Origin of the sequence: Burkholderia puraquae, assembly GCF_002099195.1 — a bacterium.
GTDB lineage: Bacteria > Pseudomonadota > Gammaproteobacteria > Burkholderiales > Burkholderiaceae > Burkholderia > Burkholderia puraquae.
Window position 1 is genome coordinate 91,300 of record NZ_NBYX01000019.1, and the last position, 25,300, is coordinate 116,599.

General features: G+C 66.6%; 22 protein-coding genes and 1 tRNA gene. 8 read left to right on the forward strand and 15 right to left on the reverse strand.

Annotated features, from left to right (window positions below):
• Position 1 precedes the first annotated feature (1 nt).
• Both ptsP and nagE read left to right on the forward strand, forming a co-directional pair.
• Positions 2-2,584: a phosphoenolpyruvate--protein phosphotransferase gene (gene ptsP / locus B7G54_RS28985; RefSeq protein WP_085042154.1), complete on the forward strand. Its 2,583-nt coding sequence runs from the start codon at positions 2-4 to the stop codon at positions 2,582-2,584.
• Positions 2,585-2,671: 87 nt separating this feature from the next.
• Positions 2,672-4,441 carry an N-acetylglucosamine-specific PTS transporter subunit IIBC gene (gene nagE, locus B7G54_RS28990; protein WP_085042155.1) on the forward strand — a complete coding sequence of 590 codons (1,770 nt, stop codon included), beginning with the start codon at positions 2,672-2,674 and terminating at the stop codon, positions 4,439-4,441.
• Between the two features lie 158 nt (positions 4,442-4,599).
• On the opposite strand, the gene B7G54_RS28995 is transcribed toward nagE, so the two are convergent.
• From B7G54_RS28995 to rpoH, 6 genes are all read right to left on the reverse strand, one after another.
• Complete coding sequence (locus B7G54_RS28995; RefSeq protein WP_085042156.1) at positions 4,600-7,083, reverse strand: family 20 glycosylhydrolase; 2,484 nt, start codon at positions 7,081-7,083, stop codon at positions 4,600-4,602.
• A gap of 588 nt (positions 7,084-7,671) precedes the next feature.
• Complete coding sequence (cydX, locus tag B7G54_RS29005; RefSeq protein WP_085042158.1) at positions 7,672-7,788, reverse strand: cytochrome bd-I oxidase subunit CydX; 117 nt, start codon at positions 7,786-7,788, stop codon at positions 7,672-7,674.
• A 60-nt stretch (positions 7,789-7,848) separates the two neighbouring features.
• On the reverse strand, positions 7,849-8,985 hold the full coding sequence (gene cydB / locus B7G54_RS29010; RefSeq protein ID WP_085042159.1) for a cytochrome d ubiquinol oxidase subunit II: 1,137 nt from the start codon (positions 8,983-8,985) through the stop codon (positions 7,849-7,851).
• Between the two features lie 31 nt (positions 8,986-9,016).
• Positions 9,017-10,597, reverse strand: coding sequence for a cytochrome ubiquinol oxidase subunit I (locus tag B7G54_RS29015; protein WP_085042160.1), 1,581 nt, complete (start codon positions 10,595-10,597; stop codon positions 9,017-9,019).
• A complete protein-coding gene (cydP, locus tag B7G54_RS29020) occupies positions 10,587-10,865 on the reverse strand; it encodes a cytochrome oxidase putative small subunit CydP (protein WP_048246999.1) in 279 nt (92 codons plus the stop codon). Before cydP ends, B7G54_RS29015 begins: the two co-directional genes overlap by 11 nt.
• A 366-nt stretch (positions 10,866-11,231) precedes the next feature.
• On the reverse strand, positions 11,232-12,167 hold the full coding sequence (gene rpoH / locus B7G54_RS29025; protein WP_085042161.1) for an RNA polymerase sigma factor RpoH: 936 nt from the start codon (positions 12,165-12,167) through the stop codon (positions 11,232-11,234).
• A 360-nt stretch (positions 12,168-12,527) separates the two neighbouring features.
• Here rpoH and B7G54_RS29030 point away from each other — a divergent pair, with 360 nt between their 5' ends.
• Positions 12,528-13,097 carry an acyloxyacyl hydrolase gene (locus B7G54_RS29030; RefSeq protein ID WP_046544377.1) on the forward strand — a complete coding sequence of 190 codons (570 nt, stop codon included), beginning with the start codon at positions 12,528-12,530 and terminating at the stop codon, positions 13,095-13,097.
• A 45-nt stretch (positions 13,098-13,142) separates the two neighbouring features.
• Complete coding sequence (locus B7G54_RS29035; RefSeq protein ID WP_085042162.1) at positions 13,143-13,526, forward strand: nuclear transport factor 2 family protein; 384 nt, start codon at positions 13,143-13,145, stop codon at positions 13,524-13,526.
• A 143-nt stretch (positions 13,527-13,669) separates the two neighbouring features.
• Here the strand turns inward: B7G54_RS29035 and leuA are convergent, their stop codons facing one another.
• Both leuA and ybiB read right to left on the reverse strand, forming a co-directional pair.
• Positions 13,670-15,316 (reverse strand): 2-isopropylmalate synthase, encoded by a 1,647-nt coding sequence (leuA, locus tag B7G54_RS29040; RefSeq protein ID WP_085042163.1) that lies wholly within the window; start codon positions 15,314-15,316, stop codon positions 13,670-13,672.
• Between the two features lie 380 nt (positions 15,317-15,696).
• Complete coding sequence (ybiB, locus tag B7G54_RS29045) at positions 15,697-16,671, reverse strand: DNA-binding protein YbiB (protein WP_085042164.1); 975 nt, start codon at positions 16,669-16,671, stop codon at positions 15,697-15,699.
• A gap of 194 nt (positions 16,672-16,865) precedes the next feature.
• On the opposite strand from ybiB, the gene maiA reads away from it, so the two are divergent.
• Positions 16,866-17,510: a maleylacetoacetate isomerase gene (gene maiA, locus B7G54_RS29050; RefSeq protein ID WP_085042165.1), complete on the forward strand. Its 645-nt coding sequence runs from the start codon at positions 16,866-16,868 to the stop codon at positions 17,508-17,510.
• Between the two features lie 85 nt (positions 17,511-17,595).
• On the opposite strand, the gene ftsY is transcribed toward maiA, so the two are convergent.
• Entirely contained in the window at positions 17,596-18,750 is a 1,155-nt protein-coding gene (ftsY, locus tag B7G54_RS29055) for a signal recognition particle-docking protein FtsY (RefSeq protein ID WP_085042166.1), read from the reverse strand.
• A 216-nt stretch (positions 18,751-18,966) separates the two neighbouring features.
• Between ftsY and rsmD the strand changes: the two genes are divergently transcribed.
• The 3 genes from rsmD to B7G54_RS29070 all read left to right on the forward strand — a co-directional run bounded on the left by rsmD (position 18,967) and on the right by B7G54_RS29070 (position 20,516).
• Positions 18,967-19,581: a 16S rRNA (guanine(966)-N(2))-methyltransferase RsmD gene (rsmD, locus tag B7G54_RS29060; protein WP_085042167.1), complete on the forward strand. Its 615-nt coding sequence runs from the start codon at positions 18,967-18,969 to the stop codon at positions 19,579-19,581.
• Between the two features lie 111 nt (positions 19,582-19,692).
• Positions 19,693-20,190, forward strand: coding sequence for a pantetheine-phosphate adenylyltransferase (gene coaD / locus B7G54_RS29065; protein WP_021163047.1), 498 nt, complete (start codon positions 19,693-19,695; stop codon positions 20,188-20,190).
• Between the two features lie 59 nt (positions 20,191-20,249).
• A complete protein-coding gene (locus B7G54_RS29070; RefSeq protein ID WP_006477774.1) occupies positions 20,250-20,516 on the forward strand; it encodes a YfhL family 4Fe-4S dicluster ferredoxin in 267 nt (88 codons plus the stop codon).
• 82 nt (positions 20,517-20,598) lie between these two features.
• On the opposite strand, the gene hisC is transcribed toward B7G54_RS29070, so the two are convergent.
• The 6 genes from hisC to ispE all read right to left on the reverse strand — a co-directional run bounded on the left by hisC (position 20,599) and on the right by ispE (position 25,282).
• Positions 20,599-21,666 (reverse strand): histidinol-phosphate transaminase, encoded by a 1,068-nt coding sequence (gene hisC, locus B7G54_RS29075; RefSeq protein ID WP_085042168.1) that lies wholly within the window; start codon positions 21,664-21,666, stop codon positions 20,599-20,601.
• A gap of 114 nt (positions 21,667-21,780) precedes the next feature.
• Positions 21,781-22,380: an aminoacyl-tRNA hydrolase gene (gene pth / locus B7G54_RS29080; protein WP_085042169.1), complete on the reverse strand. Its 600-nt coding sequence runs from the start codon at positions 22,378-22,380 to the stop codon at positions 21,781-21,783.
• Between the two features lie 120 nt (positions 22,381-22,500).
• Complete coding sequence (locus tag B7G54_RS29085) at positions 22,501-23,106, reverse strand: 50S ribosomal protein L25/general stress protein Ctc (protein WP_085042200.1); 606 nt, start codon at positions 23,104-23,106, stop codon at positions 22,501-22,503.
• A 161-nt stretch (positions 23,107-23,267) separates the two neighbouring features.
• The gene (locus B7G54_RS29090; protein ID WP_085042170.1) at positions 23,268-24,224 is read right to left on the reverse strand and encodes a ribose-phosphate pyrophosphokinase; all 957 of its coding nucleotides are present in this window, start codon (positions 24,222-24,224) and stop codon (positions 23,268-23,270) included.
• Between the two features lie 44 nt (positions 24,225-24,268).
• Positions 24,269-24,345, reverse strand: a tRNA-Gln gene (locus tag B7G54_RS29095).
• A 55-nt stretch (positions 24,346-24,400) separates the two neighbouring features.
• Positions 24,401-25,282: a 4-(cytidine 5'-diphospho)-2-C-methyl-D-erythritol kinase gene (gene ispE / locus B7G54_RS29100; protein WP_085042171.1), complete on the reverse strand. Its 882-nt coding sequence runs from the start codon at positions 25,280-25,282 to the stop codon at positions 24,401-24,403.
• Positions 25,283-25,300 lie beyond the last annotated feature (18 nt).

Below are 25,300 nucleotides of genomic sequence, written 5' to 3' on the forward strand. Positions count from 1 at the left end.
GATGAGACGCGCCGAGGAGTCCCAGTTGAAGAGCCCCACCCACGATCAGATCGTCCTGCTTGCCCCGCTGACGGGGCCGATCGTCGCGCTGGCCGACGTGCCCGATCCGGTGTTCTCCGGCGGGATGTTCGGCGACGGCATCGGCATCGACCCGCTCGCGGGCCAGCTCGTCGCGCCGTGCGCGGGCGTCGTGTCGCATCTCGCGCGCACGGGCCACGCGGTGACGATCACGACGCCGCAAGGCGCGGAAGTGCTGCTCCATATCGGCATCGACACCGTGGAGCTGAACGGGCAGGGCTTCATCGCGCACGTCGAGGCCGGCGCGCGTGTCGAGGCTGGCGCGCTGCTGATCGAGTTCGACCAGGACGCGGTGGCGCGCAGCGCGCATTCGCTCGTGTCGGTGATCGCGATCGCGAACTCGGATGCGTTCGAAGTCGTGGATCGCGCCAGCGGCTTCGCGACGGCCGGCAAGACGCCGCTGCTCGCGCTGCGCGGCAAGGGCGAAGCGGCCGTGCAGGCGGCGCAAACCGGCGCCGCGGCGCACAACGAAGTGCGCCGTGAAATCGTGCTGGCGCAGCCGGGCGGCCTGCATGCGCGGCCGGCCGCGCGGGCGCGTGAAGCCGTGCGCGGGTTCGACGCGACCGTCGACGTGCTGTTCGACGGCCGCAAGGCGTCGATCGCGAGCGTCGTCGGCCTGCTCGGCCTCGGCGCCGGCGAAGGTGCGACGGTCGAACTGGTCGGCCGTGGCGCGCATGCGCAGCAGGCCGTCGATGCGGTCGAGCACGAGCTGCTGCGCGAAGCGCACGGCGAAGTCGAGGAACAACCGGCGCGGCTGAAGTCGCCCGCGCCGCAGACGGTCGCGCGCAATGTCGGTGCACCCGTCGATCCGAACACGCTCGCGGGCGTGTGCGCGGCGCCCGGCATCGCGGTCGGCACGCTGGTGCGCCTCGACGATGCGGAAATCGTGCCGCCCGAGCAGGCTGCCGGCACGCCGGCCACGGAAAGCCGCCAGCTCGACCAGGCGCTGAAGGCGGTCGACGCCGAACTCGACGAAACGGTGCGTAACGCATCGGCACGCGGCGCGGTCGGTGAAGCGGGCATCTTCGCGGTGCACCGCGTGCTGCTCGAAGACCCGACGCTGATCGACGCGGCGCGCGACCTGATCAGCCTCGGCAAGAGCGCGGGCTTCGCATGGCGCGCGACGATTCGCACGCAGATCGACACGCTGTCGAAGCTCGACGATACGCTGCTCGCCGAACGCGCAGCCGACCTGCGCGACATCGAGAAGCGCGTGCTGCGCGCGCTCGGTCATACGAACGGCGCTGCGCGTGCGCTGCCCGACGAGGCCGTGCTCGCGGCCGAGGAATTCACGCCGTCCGACCTGTCGTCGCTCGATCGCCAGCGCGTGACCGCGCTCGTGATGGCGCGCGGCGGCGCGACGTCGCACGCGGCGATCATCGCGCGGCAGCTCGGCATTCCGGCGCTGGTCGCGGTCGGCGATGCGCTGTACGCGATTCCGGACGGCACGCAGGTCGTCGTCGATGCGAGCGCGGGCCGGCTCGAACACGCACCGACCGCGCTCGACGTCGAGCGCGCGCGGCACGAGCGCCAGCGCCTGGACGGCGTGCGCGAAGCGAACCGGCAACTGGCGGGCGAAGCGGCCGCGACGGTCGACGGCCGCGCGATCGAGGTCGCCGCGAACATCGCGACGCTCGACGACGCGAACACCGCGGTCGACAACGGCGCGGACTCGGTCGGCCTGCTGCGTACCGAACTGATGTTCATCCATCGCCAGGTCGCGCCGACGGTCGTCGAGCACCAGCAGAGCTACCAGTCGATCGTCGACGCGTTGCAGGGCCGCACGGCGATCATCCGCACGCTCGACGTCGGCGCCGACAAGGAAGTCGACTACCTGACGCTGCCGCCCGAACCGAACCCGGCGCTCGGCCTGCGCGGCATCCGTCTCGCGCAGGTGCGCCCCGATCTGCTCGACGATCAGTTGCAGGGCCTGCTCGCGGTGAAGCCGTTCGGCGCGGTGCGCATCCTGCTGCCGATGGTGACGGATGCGGGCGAGCTCGTGCGGCTGCGCAAGCGCATCGACGAATTCGCGCGCGCGCAGGGCCGCACCGAGCCGATCGAGGTCGGCGTGATGATCGAGGTGCCGTCGGCCGCGCTGCTGGCCGACCAGCTCGCGCAGCACGCGGATTTCCTGTCGATCGGCACCAACGACCTGACGCAGTACACGCTCGCGATGGATCGCTGCCAGGCCGACCTGGCCGCGCAATCCGACGGCCTGCATCCGGCCGTGCTGCGCCTGATCGACATCGCGGTGCGCGGTGCCGCGAAGCACGGCAAGTGGGTCGGCGTGTGCGGCGCGCTCGGCGGCGATCCGCTCGCGGTGCCGATCCTGGTTGGCCTCGGCGTGACCGAGCTGTCGGTCGACCCCGTATCGGTGCCGGGCATCAAGGCGCGTGTGCGCCGTCTCGATTACCAGTTGTGCCGTCAGCGCGCGCAGGATCTGCTCGCGCTCGATTCGGCACAGGCGGTAAGGGCAGCAAGCCGCGAGGTCTGGCCGCTCGACTGAGCGTCGACGGCAGGTTCGCGACCGGTTTCACGACGAAAGCCATTAGGTCAACGACGATTAACGACGAGACAAGGATTGGAGGACTGAATGAACGGGAATCCGTTTCTGAAAATACAGGGCCTGGGCCGGGCACTGATGCTGCCGATCGCGGTATTGCCGGTCGCCGGCATCCTGCTGCGACTCGGCCAGCCGGACGTGTTCAACATCAAGATGATCGCCGACGCCGGCGGTGCGATCTTCGACAACCTGCCGCTGCTGTTCGCGATCGGCGTGGCGGTCGGTTTCGCGAAGGACAACAACGGCGTGGCTGCGCTCGCGGGCGCGATCGGCTACCTGATCGAAACCGCGATCATGAAGGACATCGATCCCAAGCTGAACATGGGCGTGCTGTCCGGGATCATCGCGGGTGTGGTCGCGGGGCTGCTGTACAACCGCTATAAAGACATCAAGCTGCCGGACTACCTCGCGTTCTTCGGCGGCAAACGGTTCGTGCCGATCATCACGGGCCTGGTCTGCGTGATACTCGGCATCGCGTTCGGGTACGTCTGGCAGCCGGTCCAGCATCTGATCGACGCGGCCGGCCAGTGGCTGACGACGGCGGGCGCGATCGGTGCGTTCGTGTTCGGCTTCCTGAACCGCCTGCTGCTCGTCACGGGCCTGCACCACATCATCAACTCGCTCGCGTGGTTCGTGTTCGGCAACTTTACGCCGCCGGCGGGCGGCGAGATCGTGCACGGCGACCTGCACCGCTTCTTCGCGGGCGACCCGACCGCGGGCACCTTCATGGCCGGCTTCTTCCCGATCATGATGTTCGGCCTGCCGGCTGCGTGCCTGGCGATGCTGCACGAAGCGCCGAAGGAGCGCCGCGCGATGGTCGGCGGCCTGCTGTTCTCGATGGCGCTGACGTCGTTCCTGACCGGCGTGACCGAGCCGATCGAATTCAGCTTCATGTTCCTCGCACCGGTGCTGTACGTGATCCACGCGGTGCTGACGGGGCTGTCGCTCGCGATCTGCCAGATCCTCGGCGTGAAGCTCGGTTTCACGTTCTCGGCCGGCGCGATCGACTACGTGCTGAACTACGGGCTGTCGACGAAGGGCTGGATCGCGATCCCGCTCGGCATCGCATACGGCGCTGCGTACTACGGGCTGTTCCGCTTCTTCATCCGCAAGTTCAACATGGCAACGCCGGGCCGTGAGCCGGCATCGGCCGATGCGGCCGCGGAATCGTACGCATCGGGCGGCTTCGTCGCGCCGGCTGCCGGCGCTGCTGCCGCTGCACCGCGCGCGCAGCGCTACATCGCCGCGCTCGGCGGGGCAGGCAACCTGTCGGTCGTCGACGCATGCACGACGCGCCTGCGCCTGACCGTCGTCGATCCGGAGAAGATCTCGGAGCCGGAACTGAAGTCGATCGGCGCGCGCGGCGTGCTCAAGCGCGGCGGCAACAGCGTGCAGGTGATCATCGGGCCCGAGGCCGACATCATTGCCGACGAGATGCGTGCGGCGATTGGCAGCGGCGCAGCAGGCGCAGCATCGACGTCGACGGCGACGGCCGCCGCTGCACAGCCCGTCACCGGTGCGGCCGCCGGCCCGCTCGATCCGGAGCCGGCGCGCTGGCTCGCGGTGTTCGGCGGCGCGACCAACGTTGCTTCGCTCGACGCGATCGCGACCACGCGCCTGCGTGTGGTCGTGCGCGATCCGTCGGCGGTCGATCGCGACCGTCTCGGTGCGCTCGACGTCGCGTGGGTGTCGCTCGACACGTTCCACATCGTCTGCGGCAACGCGGCAGCACGCTATGCCGAACAGCTCGGCGCGCGCCTGCCGCCGTCGGGCAGCGGGGCGGCCGCACAACCGGCCTGATGCGATGAAGCCGGCCTGATTCGCGATGCGGGTTCGGGCCGGCCGGCAAAACGAAAACGGCTTGCGATGCGTCGCAAGCCGTTTTTCCTTGGTGCGGGCGATGGCGCGATGCGTCCGCCTGCATCGCGCCATCGCCCAGCCATTCACCGATCAGCCGTTCACGGATTCGTCAGCGTGAAGGTCGGCTTCCGGTAGCCGACGCCGGCCCGGTCGAGCTTCGGCAATTCGCGTTGCGTGAGCAGCGTCGCGAAGCCGGCCCAGTCGCGCTGCAGCGCGGCCGTGTCGACGTGATGCGTGTCGCCGCGCTTGAAGCGCACGCCGGCCGCATACGGCAGCTCCCAGTCGGCCCGGTGCCATGCGCGCTCGGCGAGCGCGAGCAGCCGCGGATAGGCCATGTATTCGAGGAAGGTGTCGTTGCGCATCACCTCGCCCCACGCCTGCCCCTGCATGCCTTCGATGCGCGGCGCGGGGCCCGTGCCCGTCACTTCGAACGCGTTGCCGTCACGGTCGCCCATCACTTCGGCGTTCTGCGGCAGGTTTTCGGGCGCGAGCGAGAACACCTTGTACTCGTCCGTCGCGTGCGAGCCCCAGTAGTAGCCGCGCTCGCGCGGGTTGAGCGTGTACGGGAAGTCGAAGTACAGGTAGTCGGGCAGTGCGAGCACCGTCAGGTAGCCCTTGCCGCTCAGGTCGCGCGCGCTGTCCGATGCGCCCCAGAAGATCGTGTCCCACAGCGACACCATCACGTGGCGCGTGCTGAAGTCCTGCGGCCCGTTCGCATGCTTGATGCCGTCCTGCCACGCGGCCATCGTGTCGATCCCGTTCGCGCTGACTGCCGCGCTCACCTGTTGCGCGAAACGCGTCGGCAGCGCGTCGATCGACTTGATCTCGCCGCGCTGGAGCAGCGCCATGCACGCGGGCGAGCGCGCCCACGGCTTGTCCTGCGCGGCGAGATCGATGCGCCCCTTGTTCGGGTCGGTGCCGTTCAGCGCCTGGAAGCCCCCGCCGAGGAAGATGTTCTTCGCCTCGTCGCCACCGTAGTGCCAGGTGCGCAGCGGCGCCTGCGCGTCCGCATGCATCGCGGCGATCTCGCGGATCACCTTCGACGCGAAATTGAGCGCGCCCGGCACGCACGGGTTCAGGTCGCTGCGCCGGTCGTAGAACTGCACCGTCGTCAGGTTCGACGTGTCCTGCGGATCGAGCAGCCGGTATGCGTTCGCTTCCTGCTCGCGGCCGGCCGCATGCAGCCGCTTGTAACGTGCCTCCATCGTCACGACGGCCGCGCGCGCATGCGCGGGCATGTCGATTTCAGGGATGATCTCGACGAAATGCGCGGCCGCGTAGCGCACGAGCGCCACGTAGTCGTCGCGGGTCAGGTAGCCGCCGCCCGAGCGGTTGTCCGGGCCGGAGCCGAGTTGCGGCAGCAGGCAGCGCGTCTCGCCTGGATCGTGGCAGCGGCGTGAGCCGATCTCGGTCAGCTCGGGCAGGCCGGGAATCTCGATGCGCCAGCCTTCGTCGTCGGACAGATGCAGGTGCAGGCGGTTGAGCTTGTATGCGCTCATCTGGTCGATCAGGCGGCGCAGCGTCGCCGGGTGCTTGAAGTTGCGCGCGAGATCGACGTGCATCCCGCGATGCGTGAAGCGCGGCGCATCCTCGACGAGCATCGCCGGGATCGGGCCGCCGCCGGCGGGCACGAGCGAGTAGAGCGTCTGCACGCCGTAGTAGAGGCCGGCGCGATCGTACGCTTCGATGAACGCGCCGCGCGGCCCGATGGCGAGCCGGTAGCCGCCCGGCGTCGCGATGTCGGCCGGCAGCCGGCGCGGCGCGACTACGCCCCATACCGGCACGCGCGCGCCGTCGAGCCCGAGGGTCGCCGCGCGTTCGCGCAGCGCCGCGACCTGCGCGTCCGGCAGGTTCGGCAGCGTGAGCTCGACGCCGCGCAGGTCGAGCGTGCCTGGCAGCGGCTGCTCGCGCTTCACGCTCGGCAAGGCACGGCTGGCGTCGGGCCGCGCGGCCACGGGCGGCGCATTGCCGGTCGAGTTGTTCTGCGCGTCGGCCGGCAGCGATTCGACGTAGCGCAGCTCGTCGTCGGTGTCGTTGTAGCGGAGCACGGCGGGCGGCGCGCCATCGACGACCACATACGGGCGCGGAATCACGTCGCTGTAGCGCAGCAGCCAGTATTCGGCGACGAACGGCAGCTCGATGCGCTCGCCCGGTGCAAGCCGCACCGAACCCGGTTGCGGCGTCAGTTCGTACAGGTCGCCGGTGAGCCGCCGCAGCGCGAAGCCTGGACGATCGATCCGCAGCAGGCGTCGGATGCTGTGCAGGTAGAGCTTCCAGCCGCCGTCGGCGATCGCCTGGTGGCCGCGGTTCTGCAGGATCAGGCGACCCGTCGCACAGGCCGCGCCGTCGGCGCCGAGATCGGCGCACGGCACGCCGGCCGCGGCCGCGTGATTGTTGTCGACGGCGACGCGCAATGCGAGGCCGTTCGACAGCCGCGCCGCGAGATCGGCCGGCGGCGCGGGTGGACGGACGGCGCCGGCCGCCGCGACCACAGCACTCGACGCCGGCGGCGCGCCGAGCGCGACCGGCGACAGTGCCGCGACCAGCAGGCCGGCAAACAGGGTAGGCAAGGTTCGGTTCATGCGGACTCCTGAGAAAAAGGGGGCATAGCGGCGTCGTGGGATGACGTCGCTGCAGGCGGGTCTTTCAACGGAGCTGCGGGGACAACAGGGTGCGCGGGCGATGGGGCTGCCCCGCGCGCAGTCGGCACGCGGGCGCGTGCGTTACGGAACGGGTGGCGGGCAGGTGTGCCGGTCGGATCGGCGCGGGCGGGTGCGCGTCTTCATCGGCGGCGCACGGCAGCGGCGGGCGTCGCGGGCGCAGCGGGTGTGGCGGCGCGCCCGGTGGCAATGCCGCGCGCGCGACCTGCTCGGACGATGATGGCGCCGCTCGCCAGCGACGCGCAACCGGCCGCCGCATGCCGACGGCGAGACGGCGCGCAAGCGCGCGACACATACGGGATTCGCATGTCTCCCCCACCCAGATGGAATAGGCCTGTCAGCGGCCGTGTCCAAAGATCTTATGAAACCTTTTATTGGTATTCAAGTGGTATCAATCTGGCGCTAAATTGGCATCGGTATGCCGGGCCTGTCCGGCCGGCCGGGGCGAAAAAAAACCTCGCGCGAGGCGAGGTTCCTTCCGGACGGCGGCCGCGTGATCGGCCGTACGCGTCAGTCGCGGCGCACGCGTGCTTCCTGCGTCTTTTGCCGCGCTTCGAGCCACATCGCGTTGACGATGCCGAACGACAGCGCAACGCCGATACCGAGAACCCAACTGAAATACCACATGATCCGACTCCTTGCGAAACGGTGGGCGAGGGCGCGCGCGCCCCGGCCCGGTTCAATCGATCAATACATCGAATGCTTGTTCTCTTCGAGCACTTCGCGCGTGACCTTGCCGCGCATCACGCGATACACCCAGCTCGTGTAGAGCAGGACGATCGGCAGGAACACGATCACCGCGAACAGCATCACCTGCAGCGTCATGTGGCTCGACGTCGAATCCCACACGGTCAGGCTGCTGCGCGGGTCGAGCGACGACGGCATGATGAACGGGAACATCGAGAAGCCGGCGGTCAGGATCACGCCGGCGATCATCAGGCCGGTGCAGAAGAATGCCGTCTTTTCCTGCTTCGAGCCGGCGAGCAGCAGCGCGAACAGGCCGCCCGCGATCCCGACGACGGGCGCCGCGATCATCCACGGGAATTCGCCGTAGTTCGCGAGCCACAGGCCCGAGCCCGCGGCGACGTCCTTGAGCAGCGGGTTCGCGACGGTGTCGGTCGGCGCGGCGTGCGTGATGTGGAAGCCGCCGATGGTCGACGCGATCAGCACGCCGGCCAGCACGAACAGCACGACCGCGAGGAACGACGACACGCGCAGCGCGACCGACGCGCGGCGTGCGATCACGCCCTCCGTCTTCATCTTGATGAAGGCCGCACCGTGCGCGACGAGCATCGTGAGGCTGACGAGCCCGCACAGCAGCGCGAACGGGTTCAGCAGCGCCCAGAAGCTGCCGTAGTAGGTCACGCGCAGGTCGCTGTCGAACTTGAACGGCACGCCTTGCAGCAGGTTGCCGAACGCCACGCCGAACACGAGCGCCGGCACGAAGCCGCCGACGAACAGGCCCCAGTCCCAGCCTGCGCGCCAGCGCGGGTCGGGCCGCTTGCTGCGGTAGTCGAAGCCCACCGGCCGGAAGAACAACGCGAACAGCACGAGCAGCATCGCGAAGTAGAAGCCGGAGAACGACGCCGCGTACACGAGCGGCCAGGCCGCGAACATCGCGCCGCCGGCCGTGATCAGCCACACCTGGTTGCCTTCCCACGTCGCACCGACGGTGTTGACGATGATGCGGCGCTCCTCGTCGGTCTTGCCGAGGAACGGCAGCAGCGCGGTCGCGCCCATGTCGAAGCCGTCGGTGACGGCGAAGCCGATCAGCAGCACGCCGACGAGCAGCCACCAGATCAGCTTGAGAGTTGCATAGTCCATAGCGATTCCTTGTTCCGTTTCAGGTGCGTGCTCACGCCGTGGCGCGCTCGCTGGCGGCCGCGACTTCGTGGTGATAGCGGCCGGTATGCAGCGACGACGGGCCGAGGCGCGCGTACTTGAACATCAGCTTGATCTCGATGACGAACAGCGCGGTGTAGAACAGGATGAAGCCCGCGAGACTCAGGTACAGGTCGCTCGGCTGCAGGCTCGACGCGGACAGGTGCGTCGGCAGCACGCCGGCGATCGTCCACGGCTGGCGGCCGAGCTCGGCGACGATCCAGCCGAATTCGATCGCGATCCACGGCAGCGGGATCGCCCATACCGCATAGCGGAGGAACCAGCGGCGGTTGTCCTGCAGCAGTTCGCGGCGCGCGCAGAACCAGAATGCGGCAATGAACGTCGCGACGAACAGGATGCCGAGGGCCACCATGATCCGGAACGAGAAGAACACGGGCGCGACCGGCGGGATCGTCTTCTTCGCGGCAGCCTTGATCTGCTCGGGTGTCGCATCGACCACGTTCGGCGTGAACTGCTTGAGCATCAGCCCGTAGCCGAGATACTGCTTGTGCTGGTCGAACAGTGCGCGGGTTGCATCGCTCGTGTCGCCCTGCTTGATCTTCTGCAGCGCGCCGTACGCGATCATCCCGCTCTGGATGTGCTCCTCGCTGCGCTTCGCGAGATCGCGCAGGCCGATCACCGGTTCGTCGATCGAGCGCGTCGCGATCAGGCCGAGCGCATACGGGATCTTGATCGCGTAGTCGGTGCGTTGTTCTTCCTGGTTCGGAATGCCGATCAGCGTGAACGATGCGGGCGCCGGCTGCGTTTCCCATTCGGATTCGATCGCGGCGAGCTTCATCTTCTGCACTTCACCGGTCGTGTAACCCGATTCGTCGCCGAGCACGATCACGCAGAGCGTCGCCGCGAGGCCGAAGCCGGCCGCGACCGCGAACGAGCGCAGTGCGAAGTCGACGTCGCGCTTCTTCAGCAGGTACCACGACGACACGCCGAGCACGAACATCGCCGCCGACACGTAGCCGGCCGACACCGTGTGCACGAACTTCACCTGGGCGACCGGGTTGAACAGCACGTCGAACAGGCTCGTCATCTCCATGCGCATCGTCTGGTAGTTGAACTCGGCGCCGACCGGGTTGTTCATCCAGCCGTTCGCGACGAGGATCCACAGCGCGGACAGGTTCGAGCCCAGCGCGACGAGGAACGTGACCATCAGGTGCTTGACCTTCGACAGGCGGTTCCAGCCGAAGAAGAACAGGCCGACGAACGTCGATTCGAGGAAGAACGCCATCAGGCCTTCGACCGCGAGCGGCACGCCGAAGATGTCGCCGACATAGTGCGAGTAGTACGACCAGTTCGTGCCGAACTGGAATTCAAGCGTGATGCCGGTCGTCACGCCCATCGCGAAGTTGATCCCGAACAGCTTGCCCCAGAACTGGGTCATGTCCTTGTAGACCTGTTTGCCGGTCATCACGTAGACGGCTTCCATGATGACGAGCAGCCAGGACAGGCCGAGCGTCAGCGGCACGAACAGGAAGTGGTAGAGCGCCGTGATGCCGAACTGCAGACGCGACAGATCGACGACTTCGCTACTTATCATGGTGGTCTCCCTCGGTGGGTGCAGGTGCCGGCACCGAGAGCAGCTTCTCGGCAACGGCGGCAGGCGGCAACGACATGTGCTCGGCCTGCGGATGATTGAAGAATGCGTATTTGAGCGACATCAGGAGGATCAGCTTGACGATCAGCACCAGGGTGATGTCGCGGGCGAGGGTCGGGCCGCGTGCCCACGCGGCGATGCGCGCGCGCCAGCCGATCGTACCGGCCGGCCGCGGGGGAGGCGGCGCAGGCTCTTTATTGATCGAGATCAAGGCGATTATCCTGAATCGATTTAGGTCGGATTTGGGGCGACTTTACGTCGGATTTATGACGGCCGTGAAGCTGTTTTAATCCTTTTGCGCCTGACATGCCAATTTTAAAAGGACGGCTTTCCAATGCCGAGTGCTGCGCTGCGGCAGACCGTCGCGAAACACGGTCTGAAACTTGAGGCAGATCAAGGTTACGCGGAAGGGGCCCGCAAACGGCCTATTACCTGACGAATCGGGTCAATTAATCCGCACGGAAGCGAGTGAAGAAACGAGCGGAGAAACGAATGAAAAGCAGGAGAAAATGCGGGCGAAAAAAAACCGCTGCCGGTTAGGCAGCGGTTTCGATGAGGCGCTCTAAATCGCCGGGATTTATGCGTATTCGGCGAGGGCGGTGCGCATCTTTTTCATGGCGCTCGCTTCGATCTGGCGGATGCGTTCCGCCGACACGCCGAACTCGGCGGCGAGATCGTGCAGCGTCGAGCCGCCCGAGCCGTCGTCGTCGACGTGCAGCCAGCGCGCCTCGATGATGCGGCGGCTGCGCGCGTCGAGCGCGTCGAGTGCCTGCGCGATACCGTCCGTCTGCAGCGTGTCGCGCTGACGCGCGGCGAGTACGGCGGTCGGTTCGTTGTGCGAGTCGGCCAGGTAGGCGATCGGCGCGTACGACTCCTCGCCGTCTTCGACCTGCCCTTCGAGCGCGATGTCGCCGCCCGACAGGCGCGTTTCCATTTCGGTCACGTCTTCGCGCTTGACGTTGAGTTCCTTCGCGAGGCCGTCGATCTCTTCGGGCGTCATCGCCTGCAGGCCCTTCTTGTGGCTGCGCAGGTTGAAGAACAGCTTGCGCTGCGCCTTCGTCGTCGCGACCTTCACCGTGCGCCAGTTGCGCAGGATGTACTCGTGGATCTCGGCCTTGATCCAGTGGATCGCGTACGACACGAGACGCACGTTCTGGGCCGGATCGAAGCGCTTCACGGCCTTCATCAGGCCGATGTTGCCTTCCTGGATCAGGTCGCCGTGCGGCAGGCCGTAGCCGAGATAGTTGCGCGCGATCGACACGACGAGCCGCAGGTGCGACAGCACGAGGCGGCGCGCCGAGTCGAGATTGTTGTCTTCACGGAATTCGGTCGCGTACTGGCGTTCCTCTTCGGGCGTCAGCAGCGGAATGCGATTGACGGCCTGGATATACGCGTCGATGTTGCCAAGCTGGCCCGGCAACATCGATTGAGCGGCGAGCGCCAGCGAGCCTGCCGATGCGGCCTTGGCCGGCGTCGGGCTCAGGGTGTTCGGGAGGGTCAGGGCGTTGCTCACTAAAAAACTCCTTTGGAATCAGGGACAAACCCCCGGTCTCGGATGAGATTCCGTGGGCCATCTTAGCACTCCCGCAATCCGAGTGCTAATTCCTTAGAGCAAGCGTGGGCATCGGAGTTCCCGTTTTTTCTATCGAGCTAGTGGAGTCGATAGTCTAATCTGCGACAAGGGGCGCGAAGCGAAGTTCCGTAAGCCATTGTTTCTGATGGTAATCGGTAGACGATTTCAATTTTTGTCGTTTTGGAAGGAAGCCATTTCGCTTTGTGATGCCGATCCGAAAAGTCCTTTACCATACCATTCAGTTCGCTCGAGCCGGACGAAGCGGCCGGCTCCATTCAACCCACAAAGTTGGAGTGTCAGATGAACAATAAGAAGAATCGCCGGCCCCGCAGCCGGCTTGCGCTGCACGCGATGCTGGCAGCGTCCCTTCTGGGCGGATCGGGTGCGGCATGTGCGGATCGATGGGGGATTCAGGCAGGCGGCGGTTTTTCGGATCGCCACGGCGTCGACAAGGCCGATCTCGGCGTGGTGTGGGATCCGGGCTGGAACTGGTGGGAAATCGGCGGCTGGCACTTCGCGTTCGTCGTGGAAGGGCACGCCGGCTACTGGCACACGGGCGGCAACGTCCACGGCAACATCGGCGAATTCGGCGTGACGCCGATGTTCCGCTTCATCAAGAGCGCCGGGGAGATCCGCCCGTTCATCGAGGCCGGCGGCGGCGTGCGGCTGCTGACGCACCCGACGATTTCGGATCGTTTCTCGATGGGGACCGCGTTCCAGTTCGCACCGACTGCGGGGGTGGGCGTGCAGTTCGGCCAACGGCAACAGTATCAGGTCGGCTACCGTTTTGAACATGTGTCTAACGCGGGTATCAAAGAGCCGAATCCTGGTATAAATTTCCACCAGTTCTACTTGCAGTACAACTTCTGATCCGCACGCCCGCGCACGGCGTGCGCGTTGCCGAGGAGTCAGGCGATGGCGAAGGTGGTCGATGCGATCCGCGCGCTCGAGCGCGATCGGTTCCGGGCGATGGTGGACGGGGACGGCGAGGCGCTCGACGCGCTTTTGTCGGACAAGGTGTTCTTCGTGCACACCAACGGCAAACGCGAAACCAAGCAGCAGTTCATCGACGCCATCGTCGCCGGCCGCCGCCGCTATCGCCAGATCGAAATCCAGTCACAGGACGTACTGCCCGTCGGCGATGAAACCTGTGTCGTCACCGGGCGCGCGTTGATCGAGATGGAAACGAACAACGGCGGCCTGGTCTTCCCGATTGCGTATACCTCCGTCCACACGCACGACCAGGGCCGCTGGAGCCTGTTCGCGTGGCAGGCGACGCGGTGCGCGACCGAGACATGAGCGCGCGTGGCGCTCGTTTTCATGTCCCGACCGAAGCGGCCTTCTGGGCCGCTTTTTGCTGCCTCGTGCGGCGCGGATCGCGCGGCGCACGGGCGGTCACGCCCCGCTCGCTGACGTTTGAACCCTGAAACAGAACCGGGCGGTCAGGCCGCCGCGCGGCGATCCGTGCAGTGCCAGGCCGAGCGGTTGATCGCGCTGACGACCGCATCGAGCGCGGCGCTCGCCGCATCGGCGTGCAGGCCGACGCCGTGCCGCAGCGGTGCATCGCCGACCCGGCAACCGACCGATACCGCGATCCGTCCGTCCGTCGTGCGCGTGTGTTCGCACGACGCGATGTCGATCGCGGCGCCGGCTGCTGCCGCGAATGCTGCGGCCAAATGCCGCGCGGCTTCGTCGGGTGTCGTGTCCGTCGCGGGCGCCGCCGCGATCTCGCGGTTTTGCCACCGCGCGCCGTTGCCGTGACGCGCGGCCGGCCCGTCGGTGTCGAAGAATTCTCGCGCGAACAGTGCGCAGATCGCGTCGCCCGTCACTTCCTCGCCGGATGCGTCGGCGAGCGTCTGCACCGCGTGGCTGAATTCGATCTGCACGCGGCGCGTCGGCGTGAAACCCATCCCGCGTTCGAGCAGGAACGTCGCGCCGCCCTTGCCGGACTGGCTGTTCACGCGAATCACCGCGTCATAGCTGCGGCCGAGGTCGGCTGGGTCGATCGGCAGGTACGGTACTTCCCAGGCCGCGTCGGCGCGCTGCTGCGCGAAGCCCTTGCGGATCGCGTCCTGGTGCGAGCCCGAGAACGCGGTGAACACGAGGTCGCCTGCGTACGGATGGCGCGGATGCACGGGAATCTGATTGCAGCGCTCGACGACGCGGCGCACGGCGTCGATGTCGGAGAAATCGAGGCCCGGATCGATGCCCTGCGTGTAGAGATTCAGCGCGAGCGTGACGAGATCGACGTTGCCGGTGCGCTCGCCGTTGCCGAACAGGCAGCCTTCGATGCGGTCGGCGCCCGCGAGCAGCGCGAGTTCGGCCGCCGCGACCGCGGTGCCGCGGTCGTTGTGCGGATGCACGGACAGCACGATGCTGTCGCGATACGCGAGGTTGCGGTCCATCCATTCGATCTGGTCGGCGAACACGTTCGGGCCCGCGGCTTCGACGGTGGCCGGCAGGTTGACGATCATCTTGTGGTCGCGGGTCGGGCGCCAGGTCTGCGCGACCGCGTCGCAGATCTCGCGCGCGAACGTCAGCTCGGTCATGCTGAAGGTTTCCGGCGAGTACTGGAAGGTCCACTGCGTGTCGGGGCGCGCGGCGGCGTGTTCCTTGATGAGGCGCGTGCCGTCGATCGCGAGCGCCTTCACGTCGGCCTTCGACATCCCGAACACGATGCGGCGGAACGACGGGCACACCGCGTTGTACAGGTGCACGATCGCGCGCGGCACGCCGTCGAGCGCATCGAACGTGCGTGCGATCAGGTCTTCGCGTGCCTGCACGAGCACTTCGATCGTCACGTCGTCGGGAATCCGCTTGTCGTCGATCAGCTTGCGGACGAAATCGAAGTCGGTTTGCGACGCCGACGGAAAACCGACTTCGATCTCCTTGAACCCGATCGCGACCAGCATTTCGAAGAACTCGAGCTTCTGCTCGATGCTCATCGGCTCGATCAGCGACTGGTTGCCGTCGCGCAGGTCGGTGCTCATCCAGACGGGCGCGCGCTCGATGGTGCGCGACGGCCATTTGCGGCCATTGAGGCGGACGGGCTCGAACGGACGGTACTTGTCTTGCGGATTGCGCTGCATCTTCTGGACCTCGGGTCTCAAGTCGCGAGCGAAGACGGGCGGCATGGGCGACGGTTGGCGCTGCCTCGCTCCGCGGCACGTAAGCGCGCTGCGGATGCGGATGATCTTCGCGAATCGGCCGACGGATAGACGGACGAATGCTGACGACTTCGGGTTGTAAAAACTGCGAGAGGGGTACTGCGAGGAACTGCTGGGAGGGACCGTGCGGACAGCACACGGCGCTACGACAGCCTTAGGCTAGTCGTAGCGATAGCGGCCGCGCTAGGCGGCCGGAGGTAATTCGGAGGGTGTTCGGAAAGGAACGCATGACGGTAACTCTATGCCAGGATGCGCCCGCGTGTCAAATGCGCGGCGCGCGGGGCCGGGTCACGTGCGTGCCGTCAGCGCGCGATGCGGGCGATCTGCACGATCGTCGCGACCTGCCGGGCGACCGTGTCGGGCACCGGCAGCTCGCCCCGCAACACGGCGTCGGTCCACGCGGCCGTCGTGGCCGCATCGCGCGATTCGGGCAGGGCGACGGGCGGCGCATCGGTCGACGAGCGCTCGGCCTCGATCAGCGTGTCGCACACGCCGTCGTGCAGCCAGTCGACCTGCACCTGGCGCCGCGTATCGGCAACGGCTTCGCCCTCGGTGCCGCGTGCCAGCAGTGCGCCGCCGAGCGCGGCGTCCGGATGGTCGCGGAACAATTGAGCCAGGCTGTCGCGGTACGGCGGGTGCGTGTAGTTGACGAGCCGCAGGCCGGCCGGCGCGAACGGCTGCAGGATCTTCACGAGCGTGTGCGTCGAGTTGCGCACGCCGAGCACGCTGCGCATCGACAGCAGGTGTGCAATGCGCGGCGCCAGCACCTCGATCGGCGCGAACGCGACGCGGCGCTCGGCAAGCGTGTCCTCGATCGCGTCGTGCGACGTCGACGGCGCGAGCGACAGCGCCGAGAAAATCTCGGCGCTCGTCACGCGGCCCGGATCGCGCTCGACGCCATGCACGAGCACCGGCACGCCTTCGCGCGCGAGCAGCAGCGCGAGCAGCGGTACGAGGTTCGCCTGCTTGCGCGCGCCGTTGTAGCTCGGGATCGATACGGGGCGAAACGCGGCGTCCTGCACGTGCACCGGCTCGAACGACGCCTGCGCGGCGGCGAGCATCGCGGCCAGCTCGTCGGCGGATTCGCCCTTCAGCCGATACGCGATCAGGATCGCGCCGAGTTCGACGTCCGACACGCGCGCGTCGAGCATCGCGCGATAGAGTTCGAACGTGTCCTCGGCGGACAGCGCGCGTGCGCCGTGCGGGCCGCGGCCGATCTCCTTGATGAAACGGGCGCACGGGAACGGAACGGCGGCGGGATCGTGGGAAGCGGTCATCGGGGCGTGGGGGCGGGCGGCCGGCATCGGGCCGCGCTGTGAGCGGTGAGGAATGCCCCGAGTATCGCACGGGTGCGGCCGGCGCAAGCGAGGCCGCGCATCGCGGCGCGCTACACTCTGGTTCCCGGCGGTGCGCGCGCCGGCTGCGCCGCGCCCGTGCCGTCGCCGCCGAATACGACTACGAGAGACATCCCATGAAGCTTTACAGCTATTTCCGCAGTTCCGCGTCGTACCGCGTGCGGATCGCCCTGAACCTGAAGCAGCTGCCGTTCGACTATGTCCCCGTGCACATGCTGCGCGACGGCGGCGAGCAACTGAAGGACGCGTACCGCGTGCTGAATCCGGATGCGGTCGTGCCGACGCTGCTCGACGGCGACGCGACGCTGCAGCAGTCGCTTGCGATCATCGAATATCTCGAGGAAACCCATCCTGAGCCGGCGCTGCTGCCGAAGCAGCCGGTCGATCGTGCGTATGTGCGCGCGGTCGCGCTGCAGATCGCATGCGAAATCCATCCGCTCAACAACCTGCGCGTGCTGAAGTACCTGAAGCACACGCTGAAGGTGCCGGAGGAGGCGAAGAACGCGTGGTACCGGCACTGGATCGAGGCGGGCTTCGAAACGCTCGAGACGCGTCTCGCGAGCGATCCGCGCACCGGCAAGCTGTGCTTCGGCGACACGCCGACGCTTGCCGACGTGTGCCTCGTGCCGCAGGTGTTCAATGCGAACCGCTTCTCGATCGACACGACGCGCTATCCGACGATCCAGCGGATCGTCGACCATGCGTCGACGCTCGACGCGTTCAAGGCCGCCGAGCCCGGCGCGCAGCCCGACGCCGAATGAGCGCGATGCGCCCGGGGCATGCATGACCGGGCGCGCATGAAAAAGGGCGCCCGAAGGCGCCCTGAGCGATGCGTGCCGGCGGTGTTCAGCCGAGCAGTGCGTCCGCGAATTCGACCGCGTTGAACGGCTGCAGATCCTCGACCTTCTCGCCGACGCCGATGAAGTAGACCGGCACCGGGCGCTGCCGCGCGATCGCCGCGAGAATCCCGCCCTTCGCGGTGCCGTCTAGCTTCGTGACGATGAGGCCCGTGAGGCCGAGCGCGTCGTCGAATGCCTTGACCTGCGTGAGCGCGTTCTGGCCGGTGTTCGCGTCGATCACCAGCAGCACTTCGTGCGGCGCGCTGTCGTGCGCCTTCGAGATCACGCGCTTCACCTTCTTCAGCTCTTCCATCAAATGGAGTTGCGTCGGCAGGCGGCCGGCCGTGTCGGCCATCATCACGTCGATCTTGCGCGCGCGCGCGGCGCTGACCGCGTCGAAGATCACCGCGGCCGGATCGCCGCTTTCCTGCTGCACGACCGTCACGTTGTTGCGCTCGCCCCAGACCGCCAGCTGTTCGCGCGCAGCTGCGCGGAACGTGTCGCCCGCGGCCAGCAGCACCGACTGGTCGAAGCTCTGCAGGTGCTTCGCGAGCTTGCCGATGCTGGTCGTCTTGCCCGCACCGTTCACGCCGGTGATCATCATCACGAGCGGCTGCGCGCGGCCGAGCGTCAGCGATTTCTCGAGCGGCGTCAGCAGCTCGACGAGCAGGTCGTGCAGCGCGGCCTTCACCTGCTGCGGGTCGGTCAGGCGGCCCGTGCGCACCTTTTCGCGCAGCGCGCCGAGCAGGTACTCGGTCGCGTCGACGCCGGCGTCGGACATCAGCAGCGCGGTTTCGAGCTCCTCGTACAGATCCTCGTCGATCTTCGTGTTGACGAAGACGCCGGTGATGCTCGAGCCCGTCTTGGCTAGCCCCGTTTTCAGGCGCGCAAGCCACGATTTCTTCGCGGACGCGTCCTGCTGCGGCGGCGGGACGATTTCGACCGTCTCGACGACTTCGTCGCGGCCGTCGTTGGTCGGCGTGACCGTCATCACGACGGCCGGCGCGGCCGGTTGCGCAGGCGCTTGCGGCACGTCGGCCGCAGGCGGGGCCTCGACCGCGGGCGCATCGGACGATTCGTCCGTTTGCGGCGCGTCGGCCGATTGCGATTCCGCCGGATCGGGCTCCTGCGTTTTCTTGAATCGTTTGAAGAAGCTGAACATGGTCTGACGTCGGGAAGAGGGCGGGCCGCCGCCAGCGGCGGGGCACCGAATGGGCCGTTCTGCGTTCGCGCGGGCGCGGCGCACGGCGGCCGAAACCGTGCATTTTATCAGTGCGGCGTGGCGCTCGCGTCAGTGTGCGCCGCCGCTGTGGTAACGTGCGCCTGTTTAGCGGTGCGCCCCCGCGTGCACCCGGTCCCTCCGTTGTCGATATTCCGTATGTCCCGTTCCTCTCCCGGCCGCCCGGCGGCCCCTTCTGGCCGCGGCAAGCCGCACACGATCCGCATCATCGGCGGTGACTGGAAACGCACGCCGCTCGCGGTGCTCGATCTCGACGGCCTGCGGCCGACGCCCGATCGCGTGCGCGAGACGCTGTTCAACTGGCTCGGCCAGGATCTCGAAGGCTGGCGCTGCCTCGACCTGTTCGCGGGCACCGGCGCGCTCGGTTTCGAGGCTGCGTCGCGCGGCGCGGCGAGCGTCGTGATGGTCGAGCGCCATCCGCGCGCCGCGCAGCAGCTGCGTGCGATCAAGGACAAGCTCGGCGCGCGCGCCGTCGAGGTCGCGGAGGCGGACGCGTTGCGGCTCGCGGCCGGGCTCACGCCGGGCGCGTTCGACGTCGTGTTTCTCGATCCGCCGTTCGGCGATTCGGCCGCGCTCGAGCGCGCGGTCGCGCTGGCGGCGCCGCTCGTCGCGGCGGGCGGTGCGCTGTATGTCGAGACGGGGGCGGAACTCGATCCGGCCGAGCACGACGCGCTCGCCGGCTGGCAGGTCGTGAAGCACGGCAAGGCCGGTGCGGTTCACTATCATTTGCTGCGGCGCGAAAATGATGAATAATGCGCGTTCCATACGAGGCGGCGCGCCGCAAAGGCGACGCATGCCCATCTCGGCAGCGGCGTGCGCATCGCACGGCTGCCATCCCGTTTGCGTGATGACAGGAGGAGCGACATGGTAGTCGCCGTGTATCCCGGTACGTTCGATCCGCTGACGCGCGGGCACGAAGACCTCGTGCGGCGTGCGTCGAGCATTTTTGATACGCTGGTGGTCGGGGTTGCCGACAGCCGCGCGAAAAAGCCGTTCTTCTCGCTGGAAGAACGTCTGACGATTGCGAACGAGGTGCTCGGCCATTATCCGAACGTGAAGGTGATGAGTTTCACCGGTCTCCTGAAGGATTTCGTCCGCACCAACAATGCGCGCGTGATCGTGCGCGGCCTGCGCGCCGTGTCCGATTTCGAATATGAGTTCCAGATGGCGGGGATGAACCGCTACCTGCTGCCCGACGTCGAGACGATGTTCATGACGCCGTCCGATCAGTACCAGTTCATCTCGGGCACGATCGTGCGCGAAATCGCGCAGTTGGGCGGCGATGTCAGCAAGTTCGTGTTCCCGTCCGTCGAGAAGTGGCTGACCGAGAAAGTCACTGCGATGGGAGGCCCTGCCGCGTGACGCGGCGCCGGCCGGTTTCGTTGCGAAGCCGGCCGCTGGCCTGAAGAAGTGAGATCAGTATGGCTTTGATGATTACCGACGAGTGCATCAATTGCGACGTGTGCGAGCCCGAGTGCCCGAACGGCGCGATTTCGATGGGCCCGGACATCTACGTGATCGACCCGAACAAGTGCACCGAGTGCGTCGGCCATTTCGACGAACCGCAGTGCCAGCAGGTATGTCCGGTCGAATGCATTCCGCGCGATCCGCAGCATGACGAATCGCACGCGCAATTGATGGAGAAGTATCACGCGTTGATCGCCGTGAAAGGCGACGACGCGTCGTGATCCGGCGGTGACGCGCGCCGGTTGATTGGCGAGCACGCGTTCCGCTTTCAGATCGGCGCCGTCCGGCGCCGGTTCTTCCGTATCAGGCCAGCAGCTCGCGCAATGCCGCGACGAGCGCATCGCATTCGGCATCGGTGCCGACCGTGATGCGCAGGTGCTGGTCGATCCGCGGCAGCCGGAAGTGCCGCACGAAAATCTCCCGTTCCTTCAGTTTCGCTGCGATTTCACCCGCGTCGTGCGCGGGATGGCGCGCGAATACGAAATTCGCGGCCGACGGCACGATGTCGAAGCCGAGCGCGTCGAGCGCGTGCGTGAGCCGCGTCCGACTGTCGATCACGCGCCGGCAGGTGGCGTTGAAATAATCGGTATCTTCGTACGCGGCCTGCGCGGCGGCTTGCGCGAGCCGGTCGAGCGGGTACGAGTTGAAACTGTCCTTCACGCGGTTCAGCGCGTCGATCAGCGCTGCGTCGCCGAATGCGAAACCGACGCGCATGCCCGCAAGCGAGCGCGCCTTCGATGTCGTATGCACGACGAGCAGGTTCGGGTAGCGGTCGATCAGCGTAATCGCGGACTGCGCGCCGAAATCGACATACGCCTCGTCGATCACGACGACCGATGACGGATTCGCGGCCGCGATCCGTTCGATGTCCGCGAGCGGCAGCGCGCGCCCGGTCGGCGCATTCGGGTTCGGAAACAGCACGCCGCCGGCATCGTCGAGATAGTCGTCGACGCGGATCGAGAAGTCGTCCGCGAGCGGCACGATCGTCGTCTCGACGCCGTACAGGCGTGCATAGGTCGGATAGAAGCTGTACGTGATGTCGGGGAAGCGCAGCGGCCGGTCGTGCTTGAGCAGCGCCTGGAACGCATGCGCAAGCACCTCGTCGGAGCCGTTGCCGACGAACACCTGCTCGGGCTGGATGCGGTGATGCGCCGCGACCGTCTCGCGCAGCGCGCGTGCAACCGGGTCGGGATAGCGGCGCAGCGTGTCGCCGGTCTCGCCGAGTTCGCGCGCGATCGCCGCGACGACGCGCGGCGACGGCGGATAGGGATTCTCGTTGGTGTTCAGCTTGACGGGGTGTGCGAGCGCGGGCTGCTCGCCCGGCACGTAAGGCACGAGTTGCTGAACGACGTCGCTCCAGTAACGGCTCACCGCTGGCTCCTGTCGGGCAAAGCGACCAGATTACCGCATGTGTGCGTACGGTGGGGCGGGCAGCGCCGCCCGGCGACACCGGACGGCTCGATGCACCGCCGCGGTGCGATGCGGTCAGTTGCGATGCAGCTGCATCGTCGCGCGGTCGAGCTCGCCCTTGACGACCATCGGCATCACGGCGAGCGCGCGTTCGATCGACGCGTCGATCACGTCCTGTTCCTCGCGGCGCGGTGGCTTCAGCACGAAGTTCGCGACGTCGGGCTTCGCGCCGGCGCGCGCGCTTTCCGGAATCAGGTCGCGCGGATGGCCGATGCCGATCCGCAGCCGCCAGTATTGCTGCGACGACAGGTGCGCGGAGATGTCCTTCAGGCCGTTATGGCCGCCGCTGCCGCCGCCGAGCTTCAGCTTCACCGTGCCGGGCGGCAGGTCGAGCTCGTCGTGCGCGACGAGGATCTGGTCGGGCAGGATCTTGAAGAATTGCGCGAGCGCGACGACCGACTGGCCGGAGCGGTTCATGTAGGTCTGCGGCTCGAGCAGGTGGACTTCCTCGCCGTGCAGGCGCGCTTTCGCGTAGAAGCCGTGGAAGCGGCGTTCGTCGCGCAGCGTCGTGCCTGCTTCGCGGGCGAGCTGGTCGACCAGCCAGAAGCCGGCGTTGTGGCGCGTTGCGGTGTATTCCGCCCCGGGATTGCCGAGGCCGACGATCAGTTTGATCATGACGTTTCGAAGGCGGCAACGGCCGCCTGGGCGCAGAAAAAGAAAAACCCGCCGGGCAAGCCGCGGCGGGTTGCGTCGACCGTTTCGTGAAACGGATCGATGGGGCGCGTAGGCAGCCGCTTAGGCAGCCGGCGTTTCGCCTTCTGCTGCGTCCGACACGGCACCAGCCGGGACCGTCGCCGATGCGACAACCGGGTTTTCCGCGTCGATGTGTGCGACCAGCGCGACACCCTTCGGCAGCGTGATGTCCTTCGCGTGCAGCGATTGACCGGCTTCGATCTTCGACAGGTCGACTTCGAGGAACTCCGGCAGGTCGGCCGGCAGGCACTCGATTTCGATTTCCGTCGCGACGTGCGAAACGATCGCGCTCGACAGCTTCACGGCCGGGCTGATTTCAGCGTTCAGGAAGTGCAGCGGTGCCTTCGTGTGCAGCTTCTTCTTCGCGTCAACGCGCTGGAAGTCCACGTGCAGCACCAGTTGCTTGAACGGGTGGTATTGCACGTCGCGCAGCAGAACCTGTTGCGACTGGCCAGCCACTTCGAGGTCGAGGATCGACGAGTGGAAAGCTTCCTTCTTCAGGGCGTGCCACAGGGCGTTGTGATCGAGTTCGATCTTTTGCGGGGCTGCTTCGCCACCGTAAACGATACCCGTGGTCTTACCAGCGTTGCGCAGGCGGCGGCTCGCACCCGTACCTTGCTCTTGGCGCTCGAAAGCGACGACTTTCATGTGATTCTCCAATGGCTGCCCGCGACCAGGCAGTAAAACGGGGCCGTCAAACGGCGGCCCCCGATGAAACGGACGGGGTTTCGTCTATCCCGTCCGATTGTGCAAAAAGCGAAGCGTTGCCGCTTCGCTTTCTGCGCATGCTTTGTTCAGTCGATTCGCGATCAGGATTCCGCGAACAGCGACATCACCGAATCACCGCGGCGGATCCGCGAGAACGTCTCGGCCAGCAGGCTCGCACTCGTCAGCGCGCGGATCTTCGAGCAGCCCAGCGATTCGGCGGACAGCGGGATCGTGTCGGTGACAACCAGCTCGTCGAGCGCCGACGCAGCGATGCGATCACCTGCGCCACCCGACAGCACCGGGTGCGTCGCGTAGGCGAATACCTGCTTCGCGCCGCGCTCCTTCAGCACTTGCGCGGCCTTGCAGAGCGTGCCTGCCGTATCGACCATGTCATCCATGATCACGCAGGTGCGGCCTTCGACTTCACCGATGATGTTCATCACTTCGGAGACGTTCGCCTTCGGGCGACGCTTGTCGATGATCGCGAGATCGCAGTTGAGCTGCTTCGCGAGTGCCCGGGCACGCACCACGCCGCCGACGTCCGGCGACACGACGAGCAGATCCGGGTAGTTCTGCTTGCGCAGGTCACCCAGCAGGATCGGCGTTGCGTAGATGTTGTCGACCGGGATGTCGAAGAAGCCCTGAATCTGGTCGGCGTGCAGATCCATCGTGATGATCCGCTCGACGCCGGCGATTTCCAGCATGTTCGCGACGACCTTCGCCGAGATCGCGACGCGCGCCGAACGCGGGCGGCGATCCTGACGGGCATAACCGAAGTAGGGGATGGCTGCAGTGATCCGGCCGGCGGATGCGCGCTTGAGCGCATCGACCATGATCATCAGTTCCATCAGGTTGTCGTTCGCCGGTGCGCACGTGGATTGCAGGACGAAGACGTCCTTGCCACGCACGTTTTCCTGGATCTCGACCTGGATCTCGCCGTCGGAGAAACGGCTGACCATTGCTTTGCCGAGGGGAATTCCAAGGATATTGACGACTTCCTGGGCGAGCGCGGGATTCGCGTTGCCAGTAAAAACCATCAGGCCGTCATGGCTGCTCATCGTGCACCTGCTTCGGGCTTAGGCGGGAAATGCGGGAAAATTTTTGGCAGGGGAGGAAGGACTCGAACCCTCGCATGCCGGAATCAAAATCCGGTGCCTTGACCAACTTGGCGACTCCCCTACACTTAACTGATAACTTCACCGGACTCGTGTAGGCCATCCGGCAAAGTAAAACTTCATGACGCGAAAGCGAAGAGCGGATGCTCGTTCAGGCTCTCGGCAACTGCACCGTTCCAACTGGTGGGCAGCTTGGCTTGCGCCGCTTCTGCCTCGTGCTTGCTGCGAAACGCTGCAAACACGCTTGCTCCGGAGCCGGTCATCCTCGCGGGGGTCACATCATACAACCATTTGACCACCTGCGCAACTTCCGCGTACTTACTTGTCACAACTTGCTGCATATCGTTCCGACCGAAACTATCTGGCCATCCCGCATCGCTGCTTTGCTGTGCAAGAAAGTCCGTAATTGTGACGCGCTTCGAATCTCTTGTCAACAACTCATCTGAAAATATTTCAGCGGTTGGGACATGAACGCGGGGCGTTACAACCAAGAACCAGCGAGTCGGCAATTGTACCTCAGCTAATTCTTCTCCGATACCCTCTGCGAACGCATTTTTCCCAAAAATAAAAAACGGCACGTCTGCGCCGAGTTTCACTGCGAGCGACTGGAGCTCGGCGCGCGGCAGGTCGAGTTGCCACAGGCGATTCAGCGCGAGCAGCGTCGTCGCTGCGTCGGAACTGCCGCCGCCGAGGCCGGCCCCCATCGGCAGGCACTTGTCGATCTCGATGTCGACACCGTGTGCGGTGCCCGTATGCGTTTTCAGCAGGTTGGCCGCGCGCACGACGAGGTCGCTTTCCTCGGGCACGCCGGGAATGTCGGTGACGCGCGCGACGCGACCGTCGTCGCGCAGCGTGAAGTGCAGCGTGTCGCCCCAGTTCAGCAGCTGGAACACGCTCTGCAGATCGTGATAGCCGTTCGGACGGCGGCCGGTGATGTGCAGGAACAGGTTGAGTTTCGCGGGCGCAAGGCAGTTGCGCAGCGAGCGGGTCGAATCGGTCATGCGTATGTCTGGGCTAGG